The sequence below is a fragment of the Corynebacterium heidelbergense genome (assembly GCF_028609845.1).
Taxonomy (GTDB): Bacteria; Actinomycetota; Actinomycetes; order Mycobacteriales; family Mycobacteriaceae; genus Corynebacterium; species Corynebacterium heidelbergense.
This window is the reverse complement of sequence record NZ_CP063191.1, coordinates 2087426-2105815: the sequence shown is the minus strand read 5'-3', so window position 1 is coordinate 2105815 and position 18390 is coordinate 2087426. Positions and strand designations below refer to the sequence as shown.

General features: G+C 65.8%; 17 protein-coding genes. 9 read left to right on the top strand and 8 right to left on the bottom strand.

The features are described 5' to 3' along the window. Positions 1-13: 13 nt before the first annotated feature. The 5 genes from CHEID_RS09360 to CHEID_RS09340 form a co-directional block, all read right to left on the bottom strand. Positions 14-1054: a PDR/VanB family oxidoreductase gene (locus CHEID_RS09360; RefSeq protein ID WP_112768497.1), complete on the bottom strand. Its 1041-nt coding sequence runs from the start codon at positions 1052-1054 to the stop codon at positions 14-16. After that, entirely contained in the window at positions 1051-2244 is a 1194-nt protein-coding gene (locus CHEID_RS09355) for an aromatic ring-hydroxylating oxygenase subunit alpha (protein ID WP_112768498.1), read from the bottom strand. Before CHEID_RS09355 ends, CHEID_RS09360 begins: the two co-directional genes overlap by 4 nt. Then, entirely contained in the window at positions 2241-3689 is a 1449-nt protein-coding gene (locus tag CHEID_RS09350) for a nucleobase:cation symporter-2 family protein (RefSeq protein WP_273661114.1), read from the bottom strand. Before CHEID_RS09350 ends, CHEID_RS09355 begins: the two co-directional genes overlap by 4 nt. Before the next feature lie 109 nt (positions 3690-3798). Beyond that, positions 3799-4161 (bottom strand): hydroxyisourate hydrolase, encoded by a 363-nt coding sequence (gene uraH / locus CHEID_RS09345; protein WP_112768500.1) that lies wholly within the window; start codon positions 4159-4161, stop codon positions 3799-3801. Continuing rightward, positions 4158-4799, bottom strand: a complete 642-nt coding sequence (locus CHEID_RS09340) for a 2-oxo-4-hydroxy-4-carboxy-5-ureidoimidazoline decarboxylase (RefSeq protein WP_112768501.1) — start codon at positions 4797-4799, stop codon at positions 4158-4160. The genes uraH and CHEID_RS09340 overlap by 4 nt, the downstream gene beginning before the upstream one ends. Positions 4800-5114: 315 nt before the next feature. Here CHEID_RS09340 and CHEID_RS09335 point away from each other — a divergent pair, with 315 nt between their 5' ends. The 8 genes from CHEID_RS09335 (at position 5115) to CHEID_RS09300 (ending at position 14719) form a co-directional block, all read left to right on the top strand. After that, positions 5115-7871, top strand: coding sequence for a glycoside hydrolase family 65 protein (locus tag CHEID_RS09335; RefSeq protein ID WP_112768502.1), 2757 nt, complete (start codon positions 5115-5117; stop codon positions 7869-7871). A gap of 259 nt (positions 7872-8130) precedes the next feature. Beyond that, positions 8131-8919, top strand: coding sequence for a succinate dehydrogenase cytochrome b subunit (locus CHEID_RS09330; protein ID WP_112768503.1), 789 nt, complete (start codon positions 8131-8133; stop codon positions 8917-8919). 29 nt (positions 8920-8948) lie between these two features. Next, complete coding sequence (locus CHEID_RS09325; protein WP_273661113.1) at positions 8949-10982, top strand: fumarate reductase/succinate dehydrogenase flavoprotein subunit; 2034 nt, start codon at positions 8949-8951, stop codon at positions 10980-10982. Then, a complete protein-coding gene (locus CHEID_RS09320; protein ID WP_112768505.1) occupies positions 10982-11731 on the top strand; it encodes a succinate dehydrogenase/fumarate reductase iron-sulfur subunit in 750 nt (249 codons plus the stop codon). The genes CHEID_RS09325 and CHEID_RS09320 overlap by 1 nt, the downstream gene beginning before the upstream one ends. Positions 11732-11768: 37 nt before the next feature. Then, complete coding sequence (locus tag CHEID_RS09315) at positions 11769-12092, top strand: hypothetical protein (RefSeq protein ID WP_112768506.1); 324 nt, start codon at positions 11769-11771, stop codon at positions 12090-12092. Between the two features lie 148 nt (positions 12093-12240). Continuing rightward, positions 12241-13512, top strand: a complete 1272-nt coding sequence (locus CHEID_RS09310) for a DUF445 domain-containing protein (protein ID WP_112768507.1) — start codon at positions 12241-12243, stop codon at positions 13510-13512. Positions 13513-13526: 14 nt separating this feature from the next. Beyond that, positions 13527-13844 carry a DUF2516 family protein gene (locus tag CHEID_RS09305; RefSeq protein WP_112768508.1) on the top strand — a complete coding sequence of 106 codons (318 nt, stop codon included), beginning with the start codon at positions 13527-13529 and terminating at the stop codon, positions 13842-13844. Continuing rightward, positions 13841-14719 (top strand): hypothetical protein, encoded by an 879-nt coding sequence (locus CHEID_RS09300; protein WP_112768509.1) that lies wholly within the window; start codon positions 13841-13843, stop codon positions 14717-14719. Before CHEID_RS09305 ends, CHEID_RS09300 begins: the two co-directional genes overlap by 4 nt. On the opposite strand, the gene CHEID_RS09295 is transcribed toward CHEID_RS09300, so the two are convergent. The 3 genes from CHEID_RS09295 to CHEID_RS09285 are packed head-to-tail and all read right to left on the bottom strand — an operon-like array spanning position 14640 to position 17117. After that, entirely contained in the window at positions 14640-15662 is a 1023-nt protein-coding gene (locus CHEID_RS09295; protein ID WP_112768510.1) for an LmeA family phospholipid-binding protein, read from the bottom strand. The two genes, CHEID_RS09300 and CHEID_RS09295, sit on opposite strands and share 80 nt — an antisense overlap. A gap of 30 nt (positions 15663-15692) precedes the next feature. Further along, on the bottom strand, positions 15693-16577 hold the full coding sequence (locus CHEID_RS09290) for an O-methyltransferase (protein ID WP_112768511.1): 885 nt from the start codon (positions 16575-16577) through the stop codon (positions 15693-15695). Positions 16578-16619: 42 nt separating this feature from the next. Then, entirely contained in the window at positions 16620-17117 is a 498-nt protein-coding gene (locus CHEID_RS09285; RefSeq protein ID WP_112768512.1) for a DUF2505 domain-containing protein, read from the bottom strand. A gap of 89 nt (positions 17118-17206) precedes the next feature. Here CHEID_RS09285 and CHEID_RS09280 point away from each other — a divergent pair, with 89 nt between their 5' ends. Next, positions 17207-18373, top strand: a complete 1167-nt coding sequence (locus CHEID_RS09280) for a UDP-N-acetylmuramate dehydrogenase (protein WP_420536407.1) — start codon at positions 17207-17209, stop codon at positions 18371-18373. Positions 18374-18390 lie beyond the last annotated feature (17 nt).

Below are 18390 nucleotides of genomic sequence, written 5' to 3'. Positions count from 1 at the left end.
CCTCCTCCCCGCCTTACACGTCCACGGTCAGGCTGGGCGTGCGGGAGCGCGAGCAACACACGTTGATCAGCTGGTTGCTGGCATGTTCGGCCTCCGACTGCACCACATCCCGGTGCTCCGGGATGCCCGCCTTCACCCCAAGGATGCAGGAACCGCACATCCCCTGCTCGCAGGACAGCTCCACCGGGTAACCGGCGGCCAGCAGCACCTCCGCGATGGTCTGCTCCTCCCCGACGGGCAAGCGCTGGCCGGTGGAGGCCGCGACGACCTCAAAGCTCCCGCCCGTGAGATCCAGGGGTTCCTTTAAGACGAAGTGCTCCACGTGCACCGAGGATTCCGGCCAGCCGTCGGCCGCCGCGAGGGCCTTGGCGGTGTCCAGGAAACCGGGCGGGCCGCAGAGGTATAGCTGCGCGCCGGGGGTATAGGGCCGGGGGAGGTGGTCGGCAGTGCGCAGGGAATCACCGCTGCTGGAGGCGTGCCAGTGCAGCCGCCCCGAGTGGTCCGCCGACGCTGCATCCCCGTGCTCGAGGGCGCCCTGCAGGTATTCGTACAGGGGGAAGTCGGAGGGCTGGGCGGCGTACACGTCCAGGCTGAACTCGGCATTCCCGAGGTGGCGGGCCATCGCGGCCAGCGGCGTGACCCCGACCCCGCCGGCGAGTAGGACGTGGCGCGGGGCCTCCACCAGCTCGAAGTGGTTGCGGGGCGCACTGATCTGCAGTCGGTGGCCCACCCGGAGCTGTTCGTGGATGGCCTTGGAGCCGCCGCGGCTGGTTTTCTCGCGCAACACGCCAAGGACATAGCGCTGCTGCGCAGATCCCGCGATGCCGGGGGCCTCCACCAGCGAGTACTGGCGAACCAGCGGGCCGATGTGCACGTCGATATGAGCGCCGGGGCTCGCGGCGGGGAGCTCCGCAGGCTCAAGGGGCCGCAGCTCGATGAGGAGAATCCGGCTGGAAGCTTGGGTGATGGAGTGGACCAGCACATCCAACAACGGCTGCTCCGCCGCAGCGGTGTTCGTCCCCGCGCGGCCCGGCGTGGCTGTGGTGTCGCTCATGCGGTGAAGAACTCCGACAGGCCGATGTCCCGCAGTGCCCGCCGGTAGGCGATGGAGGACTTATCCGCGGGGATGTGCACCTCCAGCTTCGGATCCAGGGGCAGGTTCTCCGGCTTCTGGGCCTCCACCATGGCCCGATCCTCCTCAAAGATCTGCTTATTGAAGGCGTAGACGTCCTCCACCGGCTGATCCGTGTCGAAGTTGCGGCAACGGGCGTCGAACAGGCGGGTCTGTTTGGCGCTGACTGGGCTGGCCGCGTTGAGCATGGACAGCCGGGCGCCTTCGGGGAAGTGGACCACCAGGGAGGCGCTGAAAGGAACGTGCAGGTGGAAGTGACGCAGCCATAGGAAGTCGTCGGGTACGTCCATGTGAACCCCGTGGGGGATGTTCGCCATGGTGGACCAGTAGTCCGTGTGGAAGCCATCGGGTGTGGGCACGGGGTTGTAATCCGGAACTTCCGGGTTATTGGCGTCCGCAAAAGAATCCGCATGGACGAAGGCGAAGTGCGCCACATCCAAGAAGCCCTCCACTTGCCGCCCGGCGAAGGCGGCAACGTCGATGTACGGGCAGTTAATCTGCTGGAAGCCCTCATCCTCCCAGTGGGGCACCGGGGGAATGGCCACCCCCTCCTCTTCCCCGGCGCGCCGGGCCAGGCACGTCCACACCAGCCCGTAGCGCTCCACCGCGCCATAGGCTCGCAGGTGCATCTTCTCCGGGATCTTGTTGCGCGGGTGTGCGGGGATGGAGGTGCACTTGCCCTGCGCTCCGAACCGCAGCCCGTGATAGGGGCACTTGATGCCGCGGCCGTCGTGTTGGTCCTCGCCGAGGCTCAACAGCATCCCCCGGTGTGGGCACAAGTCATCGGCGACCACTACCTCCCCGTCCACGCGGTAGACAACGAGGGGCTTGTCCAACAGTGTCACGCCGAGGGGGCCCTCGGTGACGTCCTTGCTCAAGGCGACCGGGTACCAGTACCGGGCGAGGATCTGCCAGTCCGCGGGGTCGAAGGTCAGGTTGCGGGGAAGGGGCAGTTCCCCGGCCGCGCCGTTTGGGGCGGCGTAGGGAGCGGCGGAGGTGGCGGAGGCCGTAGCGCTTGCGAAACCGGCGGGCGAGGCACCGGGGGAGGCGGGTGGTGCTGGTGCGTCGGGCTCGATGACGGGGGAGAACTGTGGGGCAGCGCTAGTGGTCATGAGTGCTCCTTGAGGTACTCGTCGGAGATGTGACCGTCATCCTCGCGGTTGAACAGGAGGTTCAGCACGATCACGCAGATGGCGGCGGAGGCGATGCCGGAATGCAGCACCATGGCGAGGTTTTTCGGCACGTGGTTGTAAAAAGTCGGCACCATGCTGGGCAGCAGGGCGATGGAGATGGACACGCCCACGATGAGCGCCCGGATCTCCGTCCACTGCACCGTGGCAAGTGTGCGGATCCCGGAGGCGGTCACCATCCCGAACAGCGCGACTCCCGCCCCGCCCAGCACCGGTGCGGGGATGGAGGCCACCACTTCCCCCATCTTCGGCAGCATGCCGAGGATGATGAGGATGACACCGGCGGCGGTGACTACGTAGCGGGAGAACACCTTCGTCAGGCTGACCAGGCCCACGTTCTGGGCGAAGGCCGTGTAGGGGAAGGTGTTGAAAACGCCGCCGAGCAGGGTGGACAGGCCATCCGCACGCAACCCGTCGGCCAGCAGCCGCCCGTTGGCAGGCCGCCCGACGATCTTGCCCACGGCGATAATGTCCCCGGAGGTCTCCGTCATGATCACCAGCCCGACGATGAGCATCGTGATGATCGCGGCGGGCTGGAACGTGGGTAGACCGAAGAAGAAGGGACGGGGCACGCCCACCCACGCGGCGTCCCCCACGGAGGCGAAATCCGCCTTGCCCACGAGGAAGGAGACGAGCATGCCCACGATGATGCCCACGAGAATGGCCATGGACTTGTAGGCCTCCGGGGCATAGCGGTGGAAAAGGATCACTGCGATGAGGGTCACGCCGGCGAGAAGGAAGGTCACTCCGGTGCCCTGTTCTTGCGCCGGGGCGTTGGCGTCGATAATCCATCCCCCGGCCACGCTGACCAGGGACAGGCCGATGACCACCATGATCGTGCCGGTCACCAGGTTCGGAAAGTACTTCGCAATGGTGGAGAAGACCGGGGCCACGAGCATCATGAACAGGCCCGCAGCAATGACCGCGCCGTAGATCGCGGTGATGCCGTGCTGGGAGCCGATGGAGATCATGGGCGCCACGGAGACGAAGGACACGCCCTGGATGAGGGGCATCCGGGAACCGAATCGCCACAGCCCCACGGATTGGATGATGGAGGCCAGGCCCGCCACGAACAGGTCGGCGACGATGAGGTGATGCAGGTCGGCCGCTTGAAATTTACCGGCGCTGACGAGGGCGCCGCCGACGATGAGGGGCACGGCCACGGCCCCGGCGTACATCGCCAGGACGTGCTGGAGGCCGAGGATCGCGAGCTTCCCCAGTGGTGGGCGGTCGTCCACGCCGTAGACCTCGGGAGCGGTGGGATCGGCTTCGGCGCGGGCCACGGCCGGGTTGTCGGGGGTGACCGTGGCGGTCGCGATGTGTCCCGTGGGGGAGGCGCCGTCGCGGTGGGGGGTCGGGTTGCTCATGGGCGTCGCTGGCTTTCGTCGGAAAGGGGGAGAGGGAAAAAGGGGGAGGAAGAGCACCAAGCGGGCGAAGAAAAGAGTGGGGAGCCCCGATTCGGGGTAGGGGGTTTCCTCAGCTGCCGCGGTAGGTGGTGTACCCAAACGGGCTGATCAACAGGGGGACATGCAGGTGGTCCCCCTGCCCGCTGTGGACGGTGAAGGTGATGTCCACGTGGGGATAGATCGTTTCGGTGGAGCTGCCCGCGAAGTAGGCGCCGGTGTGGAAGCGTAGGCGGTAGGTTCCCTGGGCCAGGGTGGTGTCGAAGGCGTAGCGTCCGTCCTCGTCGGTGCGGCCGTCTTCGGCGATATCGGAGGAGTGAGCTTGGACCGGGCCGCCGTCGGCGGGGGAATCGGAGGCCACAATGGTCAAGGTGAAGCCCAGGTCCGCTGCGGGTTGTCCCGTGGCGGTGTTGAGAGCATGGGTAGTGAGTTTCACGAGGCGGCCTCCTGGGTCCGTGGAGCGGAATGCTGCGAGGAATTGTGCGTAGGGTTGTGCGCCGGGGTGGGGTGGGCAGGCTGATGGTCCGCGATGGCGTTGTGTAGGCGCAGATCATTTATGGACGCCAAGTTCTTGCGGGTAATCAACCATTCGCTGACGTCATCGTTCCTCATCCGGGAGGTCAGATCCGCGAGGATGTCGGCGGCGTTGAGCCCGGCGGCCCGGACGAGGTAGCGGTACCCGAAGCGCTGCTCGTAGTCTGCGGAGACTTGCCGAATGCGGGCGAGGGTATCGCTGGTGGATTCGGCCCCCTGGTCCTCGCCGCTGCGATGAGGTGCGGAGGAACCGGCTTGGGAGGCGAGTGCTTGGGACTGCTCTTTGGCGGAGTGGGAACCGGGGGCGACCTTGCCGCCAATCGTGGGATGGGCATTGACGGCATCCCTAACCACCTCGTCCGGCAAGCGAAACAGCGCGGCATCGGCGTATTCTGCGGCTTCCTCCACGCTGCCAAACGGCCGGGCGAGAACCACGCGGACGGCGAGCTCGCGGGAACAGAAAAGATCCTCCAGCATGGCGACGATGAGGGAATCCGCTGCCATATTGAAGCGCTCGAGGGGGATGCTTTCGGTGGTCATGACTGCGAGTATCGCCGCGTGATGTTTCTGCCGTGTTGCCGCGCAGTTAAGGCCCCCGTACAACTGCACAACTGCTTTTGCGCCGAGCGAGGTGGGCGCAGACCCGGTAATTTAAGCGGAAGGAGAAACCCGCTAGCATCACGTAGTGCTGTGTGAAGGCTTTCCTGGGTGGCACGCCCGGGTGGTGCTAAACATCAGTGACGCACGAATAGACCGCGTGGGCCGGGTGGCGGAGGACAGGCCGAGACCTACCCCCCGCCGGTGCCGGCCCAACCGCCCCACCGAACAGCCCCTGTGCGGAAGGAACCACCAGCCATGAGCGCCAAATTCAAGCGGACGGTGCAAGCCGAAAAGTTGGAAGCCTTCTTCTCCCGCCGCCGCGAAGGCCGCGCCACGGGCCCGTCCCGGCCCATCGACGGCGGGGACATGGTGGGTGTGGGCTATCGCGCCGATAAGCACCACCACACCCTGGACCCCAAGGAGCTCATCGACCGGGAGAACAACCCGGTCAACGAATGGGGTTGGGTGGAGACCAAGCCGAACCGCATGGACCTGGGTGTTTCCGAGACGATCTTCGCCGTGTCTAACGGTTACTTGGGGATGCGCGGCAACCCGGAGGAGGGCCGGGATTCCACCGCTCACGGCACCTTTATCAACGGCCTGCACGAAACGTGGAAAATCGATCACGCCGAGGATGCCTACGGCCTGGCCCGGGAAGGGCAGAGCATCATCCAGGTGCCGGACGCGAAAGCGATGCGCCTCTACATCGACGACGAGCCGCTGCGGCTGGGCAACGCGGAGGTGTCCTCTTACCGGAGATCCATCGATTTCCGGGAGGGGGTGCTGCGCCGCGACCTCATCTGGCGCACGCCGGGGGGCAAGCGGGTTCGGGTGACCTCCGAGCGCATGGTGAGTTTCCAGGAAAAGCACCTGGCCATCATGTCCCTGGAGGTGGAACTGCTCGATGACGATGCTGCCGTGGTGATCTCCTCCCAGGTACTCAACCGCCAGGATGGGGAGGGCGAGTTCCCGGACAACAACGCCCGGGCCGCGGCCGAGGAGGCTTTCGATCCGCGGAAGGGGGAGCAGTTCTCCGAGCGCGTGCTGCTGCCCCGCTATCAGGCCCAGCCGGAGCCGGAGCGGGCCACTTTGGGTTACCAGGTCAATCACTCTGGAATGACTGTGGCCTGCTCGGTGGACCACGTGTTGGACGTGTACAACCCCACCGATCACTCCGCAGACGGCTCCCACGACGAGGGCGTGGAGATCTCCACCGATGTGGAAGAAGATGTCGCACGGGTGGTTTACCACCTCAACGGCAAGCGGGGCATGCGGTTGAGGTTGGAGAAGTTCGTTTCCTACCACTCCTCGCGGCACGTGGCCCCTCAGGAGCTGGCCTTCCGCTGTGCGCGCACGATCAACCGCGCTAAGGCGGTGGGCTTCCGGCACCTGGTGGAAAACCAGGCGGAATGGCTGGCCCGGTTCTGGGAGCGCTCGGACGTGCGCATCGAGGGGCAGCCGCAGCTCCAGCAGGCCGTGCGGTGGAACATCTTCCAACTTATCCAGGCCTCCGCCCGCTCGGAGATTAACGGCGTGCCGGCGAAGGGCATGACCGGTGCCGGTTACGGCGGGCACTACTTCTGGGACACGGAAATCTACGTGATGCCGTTCCTCAGCTACACCAACCCCGCCTTTGCCCGCAATGCGTTGCGCTTCCGCCATGGCATGCTGCCGGCGGCCCGGGACCGGGCGATGGAGCTCTCCCACGATGGGGTGCTGTTCCCCTGGCGGACGATCAACGGCCGCGAATCCAGTGCCTACTACGCCGCCGGGACGGCCCAGTATCACATCGATGCGGACATCGCCTATGCCCTGATGAAATACGTCTACGCCACGGGAGATACGGACTTCTTGCTGGAGCAGGGCATCCACATCCTGGTGGGGACCGCGCGCTTCTGGATGTCCCTGGGGTTCTTCAACTCCAAGAGGGACCGCTTCGAAATACACTCCGTGACCGGCCCGGACGAGTACACCACGGTGGTGAACAACAACCTGTACACCAACGTGATGGCGCAATATAACCTGCGCGTTGCGGCCGCTGTGGTTCGGCAGATGCGGGACGCCCGCCCCAAGGCCTACGAGGACCTGCTCGCGCAGACGAAGCTCACCAACACGGAGCTGGAGCGGTGGACCCAGGCCGCCGATGTGATGTACATCCCCTTCAACGAAAAGCTGCGGGTCAACCCGCAAGACGATCAGTTCCTGCAGCGGGAGGTGTGGAACCTCGACGACCCGGACGGCCCCCTCAAGCGCCCCCTGCTGCTGCACTATCACCCGCTGACGATCTACCGCTACCAGGTGCTCAAGCAGGCCGACGTGGTCCTGGCCCTGTTCCTGCAGGGGCAGGATTTCGCGACGGACATCAAGCGCGCGGATTACGACTATTACGACCGGTTGACGACCGGTGATTCCACGCTGTCCGCCGTGGTGCAGTCCATTATGGCCGCGGAACTGGGTTACGGGAAGACCGCGGAGCACTTCTTCTACCGGGGTCTGTTCGTGGACCTCGCCGATTTGCACCGGAACACCGTGGACGGGGTTCACATCGCTTCCTGCGGCGGCGTATGGAGTGCGCTGGTCTACGGCTTCGGTGGCCTGCGGGACCACTATGGGCGGTACTCCATCGATCCGCGGCTGCCCGCCGGGTGGAAGTCCCTGGAGTACTCCATCACCCTCCGGGGGGTGCGGATTCAGGTCACGGTGGTCCCCGGGGAGGTCACGCTCAAGGTCGTGGCCGGGACCGGACGGCTGGATCCCATCTGGGTGCTGGGCCAGGGGGTGGTCTTCGATGACGACGGCATTGTCACCGTCAAGGGAGACACCGTGCTGCGCGACGAGGATGAGAGCGCCAACGAGCTGCAGCATCGCTCCTTGGACGGTTCCGAGTGGTTCGGATCCTCCGCGCCGGTTCTGGAGGATGAAAAGGAGGGAGAGGACTACGAGGAGCTGTCCAACTCCCACGACGTGGTTCCGCAGACCCCCGACGGCGGGCCGACCTCCGGGGACAACTAACCGAAATCTAACCGGTCGGGGATCACCGGGCGGAGAAAACCGTTGCGGGGCCTTGCGGGAACGGTCGAAGTGTGTATCGCAGCGAAACCGCAGGTGAAGCGCGCCGCTCCTAGCGTCCCAAACAGAATAAAGCAACATGAATGTTGCCTAAATGATGTCGCGTTCCCCCTATCCGGGGTGGGCACACTGACGGAAACCTGCCGCAAACTAGTGGCTTAAGGTGGTCAAGTCGTACAGTTACTGTGACACTGGAGGTGCCATGACTGTGAAATACGACGACCGGGACGCCATCGTCCACGGAAAGATAACAACCAAGCCCCTACGGAAAAAGCCGGGGTTCCCCTCGTGGGCAATGAAGATGATTATGGCCGTTACCGGCATCATTTTTGGTCTCTTCGTGCTGGTCCACATGCTGGGCAACCTGAAGGTCTACGGCGGTGAACACGGCTTTAACGCCTACGCGGACTTCCTGCGTACCTTCGGCTACCCCCTGCTGCCGCACCAGAGCTTCCTCTGGCTGTTCCGCATCGTCCTGCTGATCTGCCTGGTGCTCCACGTTGGCTGCGCCTTCGCCCTTATCGGCCGGTCCAGCCAATCCCGCGGTCGCTACAAGCGTAAGGGAATGCGCAGCACCTGGAACACCTTCAGCGCCCGCACCATGCCCATCACCGGCATCGTGCTGCTGCTGTTCATCATCTACCACATCCTCGACCTCACCCTCGGGGTCAAGCCCGCCGCTTCGAGCCACTTCCAAAACCCCGACGGCGGCCACCACGCGGCATACCAAAACCTTGTCTCCTCCTTCGAGCGCCCCGGAGTGGCGATCTTCTACATCCTCGCGATGTTCATCCTCTTCGCTCACCTCTCCCACGGCATCTGGACCGCATCCTCCGACCTCGGCATCACCGGTCACCGCACCCGCCAGGTCATGCTCTGGATCTCCTACCTGCTGCCCGCCATCGTGCTGATCGGCAACATCTCCATCCCCCTGGCCGTCATGTTCGGCGCAGTTGACCAGGTCCCGTTCATGCCGCACGCCGGGCACTAGTCCGCGAGCCCACAAAGGAGAACACGCACATGAGTGAATCCAAGAACCACCCCCATAACCAGGGCCCGGACTTCGACTACGACAAAGCCGTCGCCGCCTTCACCGCGCCCGATTCCCAAGTATCCGGCGTGACGCTGGGCAAGGTCCTCAAGGACAACGCGCCTCACGCCACCAGCCAAGACAAGCAGTGGAAGTACGCCAAAGAACACTTCGGCATGGTCTCTCCGCTGAACCGCAGCAAGTTCCGTGTGCTCATCGTGGGCACCGGCCTGGCCGGCGGCGCTGCGGCCGCGGCCCTCGGCGAGCTGGGCTACGACGTGAAGGTGTTCACCTACCACGATTCCCCCCGCCGCGCGCACTCCATCGCGGCCCAGGGTGGTGTGAACTCTTCGCGCGGGAAGAAGCTGGACAACGACTCCGCTTACCTGCACACGAAGGACACCGTCAAGGGCGGGGACTACCGCTGCCGTGAGAATGACTGCTGGCGGCTGGCGATGGAATCCCCGCGCGTCATCGACCACCTCAACGCCATCGGGGCCCCCTTCTCCCGCGAGTACGGCGGTACCCTGGCCACCCGCTCCTTCGGCGGCGTGCAGGTTTCCCGCACCTACTACACCCGCGGCCAAACCGGGCAGCAGCTACAGTTGGCCACCACCTCCGCGCTCTACCGCCAGATCGGCGCTGGGCACGTAGAGATCTTCACCCACAACGACATGGTGGACCTCATCGTGGACGAGGGTGTGTGTCAGGGCGTGGTGATGCGCAACATCATCACCGGTGAGCTCACCGCCCACACCGGGCACGTCACCGTCCTCGCCACCGGCGGGTACGGCAACGTGTACCACATGTCCACGCTGGCCAAGAACTCCAACGCCTCCGCGTTGATGCGGGCCTACGAACTGGGCGCCTACATGGCATCTCCCTCCTTCGTCCAGTTCCACCCGACCGGCCTGCCCGTGAACTCCACCTGGCAGTCCAAGACCACCCTGATGTCGGAATCCCTGCGCAACGACGGTCGCGTGTGGACCCCGAAGAAGAAGGGCGACGACCGGGATCCCATGACGATCCCGAAGGACGAGCGCGACTACTTCCTGGAGCGTCGTTACCCCGCCTACGGCAACCTCGTGCCCCGCGACATCGCCTCCCGCGCCAACGCCCAGCAGATCAACGCCGGGTACGGCGTGGGCCCGATGAAGAACTCCGTGTACCTGGACCTCACGGACGCTATCGAGCGCCTGGGCAAGGACACGATCAAGGAGCGCTACTCCAACCTCATCCAGATGTACGAGGAGGTCACGGGCGAAAACGCGTACGAGACCCCCATGCGCATCGCCCCCACCTGCCACTACACGATGGGCGGCCTGTGGACGGACTTCAACGAGATGACCTCCATCCCGGGGCTGTTCTGCTCCGGTGAGGCCTCCTGGATGTACCACGGCGCTAACCGGCTGGGTGCGAACTCCCTGCTGTCCTCCTCTGTGGAGGGCTGGTTCACCCTGCCCTTCACCATTCCCAATTACCTCTCCCCGCTGCTTGGTCAACCCATCCCCGATGCGGAATCCCCCGCAGCCAGGGAGGCCCTGCGGCGCGCGGAGCAGCGGATCATCGACCTCATGTCCATCGAGGGCCCCGAGCCGCACGGACCGGAGTACTACCACCGTCAGCTCGGCGAGATCCTCTACTTCTCCTGCGGCGTGTCCCGCAACGTGGAGGATATGAAGCAGGGCATCGAGAAGATCCGCGCGCTGCGCAAGGACTTCTGGGCCAACGTCAACGTCCCCGGGGAGGCCAATGGCCTCAACCAGACGCTGGAGTACGCCACCCGCGTCGCTGACTACCTGGACTTGGGCGAGCTCATGTGCATCGACGCTCTGGACCGGGATGAGTCCTGCGGTGCCCACTACCGGGACGACCACCTCTCCGAGGACGGCGAGGCCGAGCGCGACGACGACAACTGGTGCTTCGTCTCCGCCTGGGAGCCGGACGGCGAGAACAAGTTCATCCGCCACTGCGAACCGCTGTACTTCGACCAAATCCCGCTGATGACAAGGAATTACAAGTAATGAAACTGCATCTTGAAATCTGGCGTCAGGCGGGCCCGAACGCTGAAGGCCACTTCGAGTCCGTGGACGTGACAGACGCTGAACCCCAGATGTCCATCCTCGAGCTGCTGGACCACGTCAACAACGGCTACGTGGAAAACGGCAAGGAGCCCTTCGCCTTCGCCTCCGACTGCCGCGAGGGTATCTGCGGCACCTGCGGGCTGATGGTCAACGATCGCCCCCACGGCCCCGACAAGAACAAGCCGGCCTGCCAGCAGCGCCTGCTGAGCTTCAAGGACGGGGACACCCTCAAGCTGGAGCCCATGCGCTCTGCAGCGTACCCCGTGATCAAGGACATGATCGTAGACCGCTCCGCTTTGGACCGCGTCATGGAAAAGGGCGGGTTCGTATCCGTCATGGCGGGTACTGCTCCGGACGCCGATAGCCTCATCGTTAACCACGACGATGCGGAGAAGGCCCTGGATCACGCGGCGTGTATCGGCTGTGGCGCGTGTGTTGCCGCGTGCCCCAACGGCGCTGCCCACCTCTTCACCGGCGCCAAGCTGGTGCACCTGACACTCTCCCCGCTGGGCCGGGAAGAGCGCGGCCTGCGCGGCCGCAAGATGGTGGACGAGCTGGAGGAGACCTTCGGCCACTGCTCGCTGTTCGGCGAGTGCGCCGATGTGTGCCCGGCCGGCATCCCCCTCACCGCCGTTTCCGCCATCACCAAAGAACGGTCCCGTGCTGCTTTCCGCGGCAAGGATGACTAATCTTCAGCTAAGACACGTTTCACCGTAGGAGCACGCAATGCCGAAAATTACCGAGGACCTCTACGTAGACAAGCTCTACGGTGAGGGCTACGTTCCCTCCAGCTTCGATTCGCCCCACTCTTCCCTCCACAGCAGCATCACGTGGATCGGGATGGGTCTGGTGCTGTCCTCCCTCGCCGGTTTCGGGACCATGATCTTCGGCCTGTCCGGCATGGTTTCGGATCTGCACCCCTGGGCCACGAACCTGGCCATCGGCGGCGCGATCCTCGGGTTCGGCCTGCTGTTCAGTGGTTTCCTGGCCGTGCACATCGGCCGGAAGAACTACCGCGAGTACAAGAAGCGCACGGGCCGAATCCACTAGGGTTCCGCCAGTCCGGACACCGCTTCCAAGACTGCCCGTAGAAGGCGGCCCGCTGGGGCCCCCACCCGGCGGGCATAATGGTGAGGTGACTTTAACCCCCACCCACGGCGCGGCTGCTCCGCTTCCCGTCCCCGGACCCAGTCCGGAGATGGAGGCTGAGCGCCGCGCTTCATTGCGTAAACACAAGGCTTTCGCCACCGGCCTGCTGATCGTCGCCGCGGTGATCTACATTCTCTGCCGCAGCCTGGGCACCCAGGGCGGAACCCACACAGCCGCGTGGATCGGTTATGTGGAGGCCGCAGCGGAAGCGGGCATGGTCGGCGGCCTGGCGGACTGGTTCGCCGTCACCGCCCTGTTTAAGCATCCCCTGGGCATCCCCATCCCGCACACGGCGATCATCAAGCGGAAGAAGGACCAGGTCGGCCACTCCCTCAGCGAGTTCGTCGGCGAGAACTTCCTCAACGCCCCGCTCATCAGCGAAAAGATCCGCGGGGCCCGCATCCCAGAGCGTACCGCGACCTGGGTGGTGGAGCCGGGCGGGGCCGAGCGCGTTTCCCAAGAGCTGGGCCGCCTCGTGGACGTCGTGGTTCGGGGCATCAATGCCGCCGAGGCGGAGGAGGTGCTGAACTCGCTCATCGTCGACCGCCTGCGGGAGCCTATGTGGGGGCCGCCGCTGGGCCGGGCGCTGCAGCAGCTCAACGAGGAGGGGCGAACCGAACCCGCCGTGGAAGCGGTGGTGGTGTGGCTGGACGATAAGGCCCGCAGCAGCGAGGACTTCGTGGTCCGGCTCATCGATGAGCGCACCCCCACGTGGGCCCCGCGGTTTATCCGCGATCTCGTGGGCGCCCGGGTCTACCGCGAGCTTGTTGCCTTCACCTCCGATGTGCGCCGCAACTCCAATCACGATGCCCGCGTGCAGTTGCGGGGTTTCCTCACCCAGTTGGCGGAGGACCTGCAGACGGACGAGACGATGATCGCGAGGGTGGAGAAGTTCAAGGAGGACATTCTCGGTTCCGGCCCCGTCCAGGCCTTGCCGGGGAAGCTGTGGGAGTCCGTTCGCGGGACCCTGGGGGAGATGGCCGCGGATCCGGAATCCATTCTGCGCCGCAAGATCACCGCGTGGGTGCGGGAGTTCGGGCTGCGCACGCAGCGGGAGGCGGATCTGCGCCGGGACTTGGAGGACCGGCTGGTTCGGGCCGTGAGCTACCTGGCCGATAACTACGCGGGGGAGGTCACCAGCATCATCGGGGAGACGGTGCAGCGGTGGGACGCGGAGGAAGCCAGTGATCGGATCGAACTGATGGTGGGCAAAGATCTGCAGTTCATCCGCGTCAACGGCACGGTGGTGGGTGCCCTAGCCGGGCTGGCCATCCACGCCGCTACGGAGTTGGCGAATTACGTGGCCACCTGGTCCGGCTAGGTACGATGGTCCCCATGACGCAGACAATCCAGATGGCGAGCTACGCCTTCCTGCTCTTCGATCGGGGATTGAGCCTCGCGATTTTCCTACTGGCAGTGGTGGGGCTCGTCCTGGTGTTGACAACCCGCGAGGACGCTTTTCGCGCCTGTGATCGCCAGAAGCAGACGTGGTCCCTGCTCCTGGTGGGGGCTAGCCTGGCGGCGGGCTTGGCCTTCTACGCCAGCGGCTCCATGATCCTGTGGGTCATCGCCGCGGTGATTGTGGGGGTGTACTGGCAGGATACCCGCCCGGCCATCAAGGACGTGCTGGCTAACGAGGGCGGTATTTGGTGAGTGGCGCCCACCCCGCGGCGGATATCGATCCCGCCCGGGTGGATCTGATGGCGCTGTCCGCGGGGTTGGGCCCGGCAGGCGTGGGGGAGGTGGTCCGCCTTGCCGCAACCCATGACTGTGGTGGCATCGGGGTGTGGCCATCCCTGGTCCCTGCCGTAGTTGCGGCCGTAGCCGCAGCGGGCTGTTCCGATGGGGTGGGGACACCCCCAACCTGCGCGCCGGTCATTGGCCTCCCTTTCGGCCGTAACCACAGTCTGCTCAAGGCCACGGAGGCACGTTTCGCCGTAGAACAGGGGGCGGACAGGGTGGAAGTGATTGCCGATTGGGCGGCGGTGGCGGCCGGGGACACCAACGCCGTGCTGTCGGAAATTCTCACCTTGCGCGAGGCGGTACCACCCCCGGTGGAGTTGGCATTGGTGCTACCCGCCCGGGCGGTGCTCGAGGCCGTGGACGCCGACGAGGAGGGTTCGCCGGAACCTGGCGGAATGGGCCGGGACGGCCGGCTGGCTCAGGTGTGCGCGAACTTCGCGGCGGCGTGCGCCCGTGGGGGAGTCTCGGAAGTGGTGTGGTGGGAGGGGGACGTCGACGCGCGGCTGGGCCTCGGCCCGATGGAAGCGCAGCACGCCGCAGAGGCTACGCTGACGGCCGTGTCGGCCATGGCTGGGCAGTTGGCGCAGATGGGGCGCGCGCCTTACCGCGGGGCGATCCCCCAGCCGGGGGCGACCTCCGTGGGGATCAAGGTCACCGGGGTTTTATGCTCCGCGGGCGAGGCCGGTCGGCTGCTCTCGGCGGGGGCTACGCGGCTGGGCGTAGCGAATCCGGCTGCGCTGTTGGCTGGCCCTGGCCTAGAGCCTGGGTCCCCTGCTGAGCCTTGAGGCTATCCGTCATCCGCTTCATGTCCACGTCCGTGCCGTGCAGCGTGAGCTCGAGGCCGCCGTCCACGACTTTCGCGGAGGTGAACTGCAGGCCCTCCGGCACGTCCGTCTGCCCGGCGGCGGAGGCCAGCGAGTCGCGCAGGCGGGATGTGAAGCTCTCCGGCACGTTAAAGCCGAAAATCTTGGCCCCCTGCACCTCGAACTGCATCTGACCGCCGCGCACCACCGGTTTCATGCGCAGTTGCGCGATCCCCCCGGAAATTTCGAAGTCCAGGCTCTGATCTTGCGGGTTGGGCCGGATCCCGGAGATGGTGATGAGCTTCGCCACGGGGCTAGCCTCCGCAGCGGGGCTGTTCGTCGTGCTCTTGCGCACCTCCGCGAGCATGAGTTCCGGCGGGATGGTGGTGTTCACATCCAGCTCCCCGAACGTCGCGTTGTCCGACCCCTTCTGCGGTTTCAGGTCGGTCCCGGTGATGTGGACGGCGGGATTGCCCTGGACCACTGGCTTGGACTTGTCGTTATCCACGTAGCTGATGTTCAGCGTGGACGGCAGGTTTAGGTCCAGGTGGGGGATGGTGCCCTGGGCCATTCCCAGCAGCACCGGGGAGGTACCGAACTTCACTTCCGGGTCCGCCTCGATGCGGGCCCCGGATTCCGCCGCGCTGTTCTGCACGGAGCTGATGATCTGGTCGCGCATGTACCAGCGCATGCCAAACTCTGCGAGCAGCAGAACCACGGCGAGGACGGCGAGGGTGATCGCCAGGATCTTGCCCAGGGAGCGGCGCGGGCGCCCCCGACCTGTCCCGGTGCGGCGGCTGCCATCGCCGGGGGCGGGGTGATCGGCGGGCCTGCCGGGCTGCCGCCCTGCCGCGCGTAGCCCGCTACTCGGGCCGCCGTGGGAGGGATCGCCGGAGGCGAGCGGGTACATCGGTTTCGTGTTCATTACGCACCAGTGTGGCACATCCGAGGTGGGCTAGTCCGCCACAGCGGACCAGGGCAGCGTGAGGCTGTTGTCGCTTAGCCGTCGGCGGGGAGTGAGGCGGCGGTGTTGGCCCGGGTGGTGCTCGGCCGCGGGGCCGAGGGTCGTGCCGGCGCTGATGTTGGTGGCGTCGTGAAAAATGTCGAGTGCCCCCCGCCACCGCACCCGGGGGCCGAAAACGGCGAGGTGAGCGGCGCGATCCCACGCGTCATCCATTTGCCGGAGGACCGCATGGATTCGGTGGCCCGGGGTGTTGCAGTGGATGAGGGCTTTCGGGAGGCGCTCGGCGATATCGGAGGGCTGGGCCACATCGGCCGGGGCCCAGGCGAGGGTGAGGGTCTGTGGACCGCTGGCATCCAGGCATACCCACGTGGCTCGCCGCCCGATCTCGTCGCAGGTGCCCTCGATGACGATGCCACCGGGGCGCAGACGGCTGCACATCATCTCCCAGGCGGCGGGGACCTCGCTGACGTCGTACTGGCGCAGCACGTTGAACGCGCGAATGATGTCGGCGCGCATCCCGGCCAGCTCGAATCCGCCGAGGGCGAATCGGACTCCCTCCCGCTCGGGCAAAACGCGATCCGGGTCGATCTCCAGACCCACGACCTCCACGTCTGGGGTGATGGTCCGCAGCCAGCGGGCCCACTCCACGGTTGTCGTGTGGGAAGCGCCGTAACCCACGTCCACCGCTCGGGGGCGCCGCTGTTCGTGGACCACCGCTGCTCGTAACAGGGCCTGCACCTGGGGCTGGGCCACTAACCACCGGTCCGCCTTGCGCAGGCGGTTGTGCGCGGTGGTGCCGCGGGTGCGCACGCCGACGGGCCCGGATCCTGCTAGAGACCAGGACCGGACCCGTTGATTGTGCGCGTGATCTGGCAAGGAGCGGGGGGAAGGGAAGGGAAAGAGAATCTGCCGGCGGGTTTAGTGCTCGGCGACCCACTTTTCGATCAGGGCGGCTTCCTCCGTGAAGAATTCCTGCACCCATTCGGCAACCTTGGGTTCTAGCACGCCGCCCATCATGGGAATGTTCACGCTGATGGCGGAGTCCGCCGAAAGGAGGGTGGTTTCGCCTTCGCCGCTGAGGGTCAGGTCGGAGCGGAAGATCACGGGGGCGCCCTTGACCTCGGCCGTAACGTCGCCGGTGGTCTTGTCATCCTCCAGCGGGCCGAAGGTGACGGTGCGCTTGAGCTTGAGGGCCTGGGGGATCATGCCACGGACGGCCTCCGGAAGCGCGGAAGCGGGAAGCACCTCGTGCATTACGGCCTCGATGGTGGGAGCGCCCGTGAAGGAGGCCACCTCCCCGGCCTCGTCGCCGACGTTTTGGGCCTCGTAATCCCAGTATTCCCGGGTGGAAAGGGCGGCGTACACCTTGTCGATCGGAGCGTTGATCGTTGCCGTGTTCTCGCTTTTTGTCGTCATGTGGACAGACTACCTTTGGTGGGGTGAAAGTTTTTGGCGATAAGCAATCTGCCACCGATCCGTTGACGCTCGCGACATTGCGCCCCCGGCTGGTGGAGGCCATCGGCGCGGTGGACGGTGCCCACCTGGATCCCCGCACCTTCCGGGAGCTCACCACGCTGCGCATCGGGGGTGCCCCGGCCGCCGTGGTGGTGTGCCGTCACTCCACGGCGTTGGCGGAGGTTGTGAAGATTTTGGACGCCGCCAGCCAGGCGCTGATCGTACTGGGCGGCGGCTCCAACCTCGTCGTGGGCGATGGCCCGGAGGTGGCGGACCGGGTGGTAGTCCTCGCCGAGGCGGACCCGGCGGTCGACCCAGAGCAGTCGAAGGCCATCGCTATCGATGCGGAGTCCGGGGTGGCCCGAGCGTACGCCGGGGTGAACTGGGACGTGTTCGTTGCTGCGACTGTGCGCGCGGGGTTGGGGGGCTTGGAATGCCTCAGCGGGATTCCCGGGTCCGTGGGGGCCACCCCGGTGCAGAACGTCGGCGCCTATGGGGCGGAGATCGCGGACACGTTGAAAAGCGTGTACCTCTACGATCGGCGCACGACCCGCAGTAGCTGGGTGACGCCGGACGCCTTAGGTTTGAGTTACCGCTACTCCAACCTGAAGTTCACCCAGCGGGCGGTGGTGACGCGGGTGGAGTTTCAACTGGATACGGAGGGGTTGAGCATTCCGCTGCGGTTTGGGGAGCTGGCGCGGCACTTGGGGATCAGCGCGGAGGAGGCGGCGCAGGGGTCCCGGGCGGCTCGGCGGCCGGTGGCGGAGGTACGCGAGGCGGTGCTGGAACTGCGCCGGCGCAAGGGGATGGTGTTGGAGGAGGGGGATTACGATACGTGGTCCGCAGGTTCCTTCTTCACCAATCCCATCGTGCAGGGCACGGCGGCACGGGCTGCCGTGCGCGCTGCGGTAGCCGAGCGGGTCGGGGAGGCCGAGGCCGAGCGGATGCCGGTGTTTTCCGTGGGCTCGGAGGAGCAGCCGGCGTTTAAGTTCTCCGCGGCGTGGTTGATCGAACGCGCCGGGTTTACGCGGGGTTGGCACTTGCCGGAGGCCCCGCAGGCCGCTTTGAGTTCCAAGCACACCCTGGCGCTGACGAATCGGGGTGGGGCTAGCAGCGCGGATGTTGTGGCGCTTGCCCGGGCCGTTCGAGCTGGGGTGTTCGAAGCCTTTGGGGTGGAGTTGGAGCCCGAGCCGGTGTGGCTCGGAGCGCAGATCTAACGACCCCTACCGGGCTA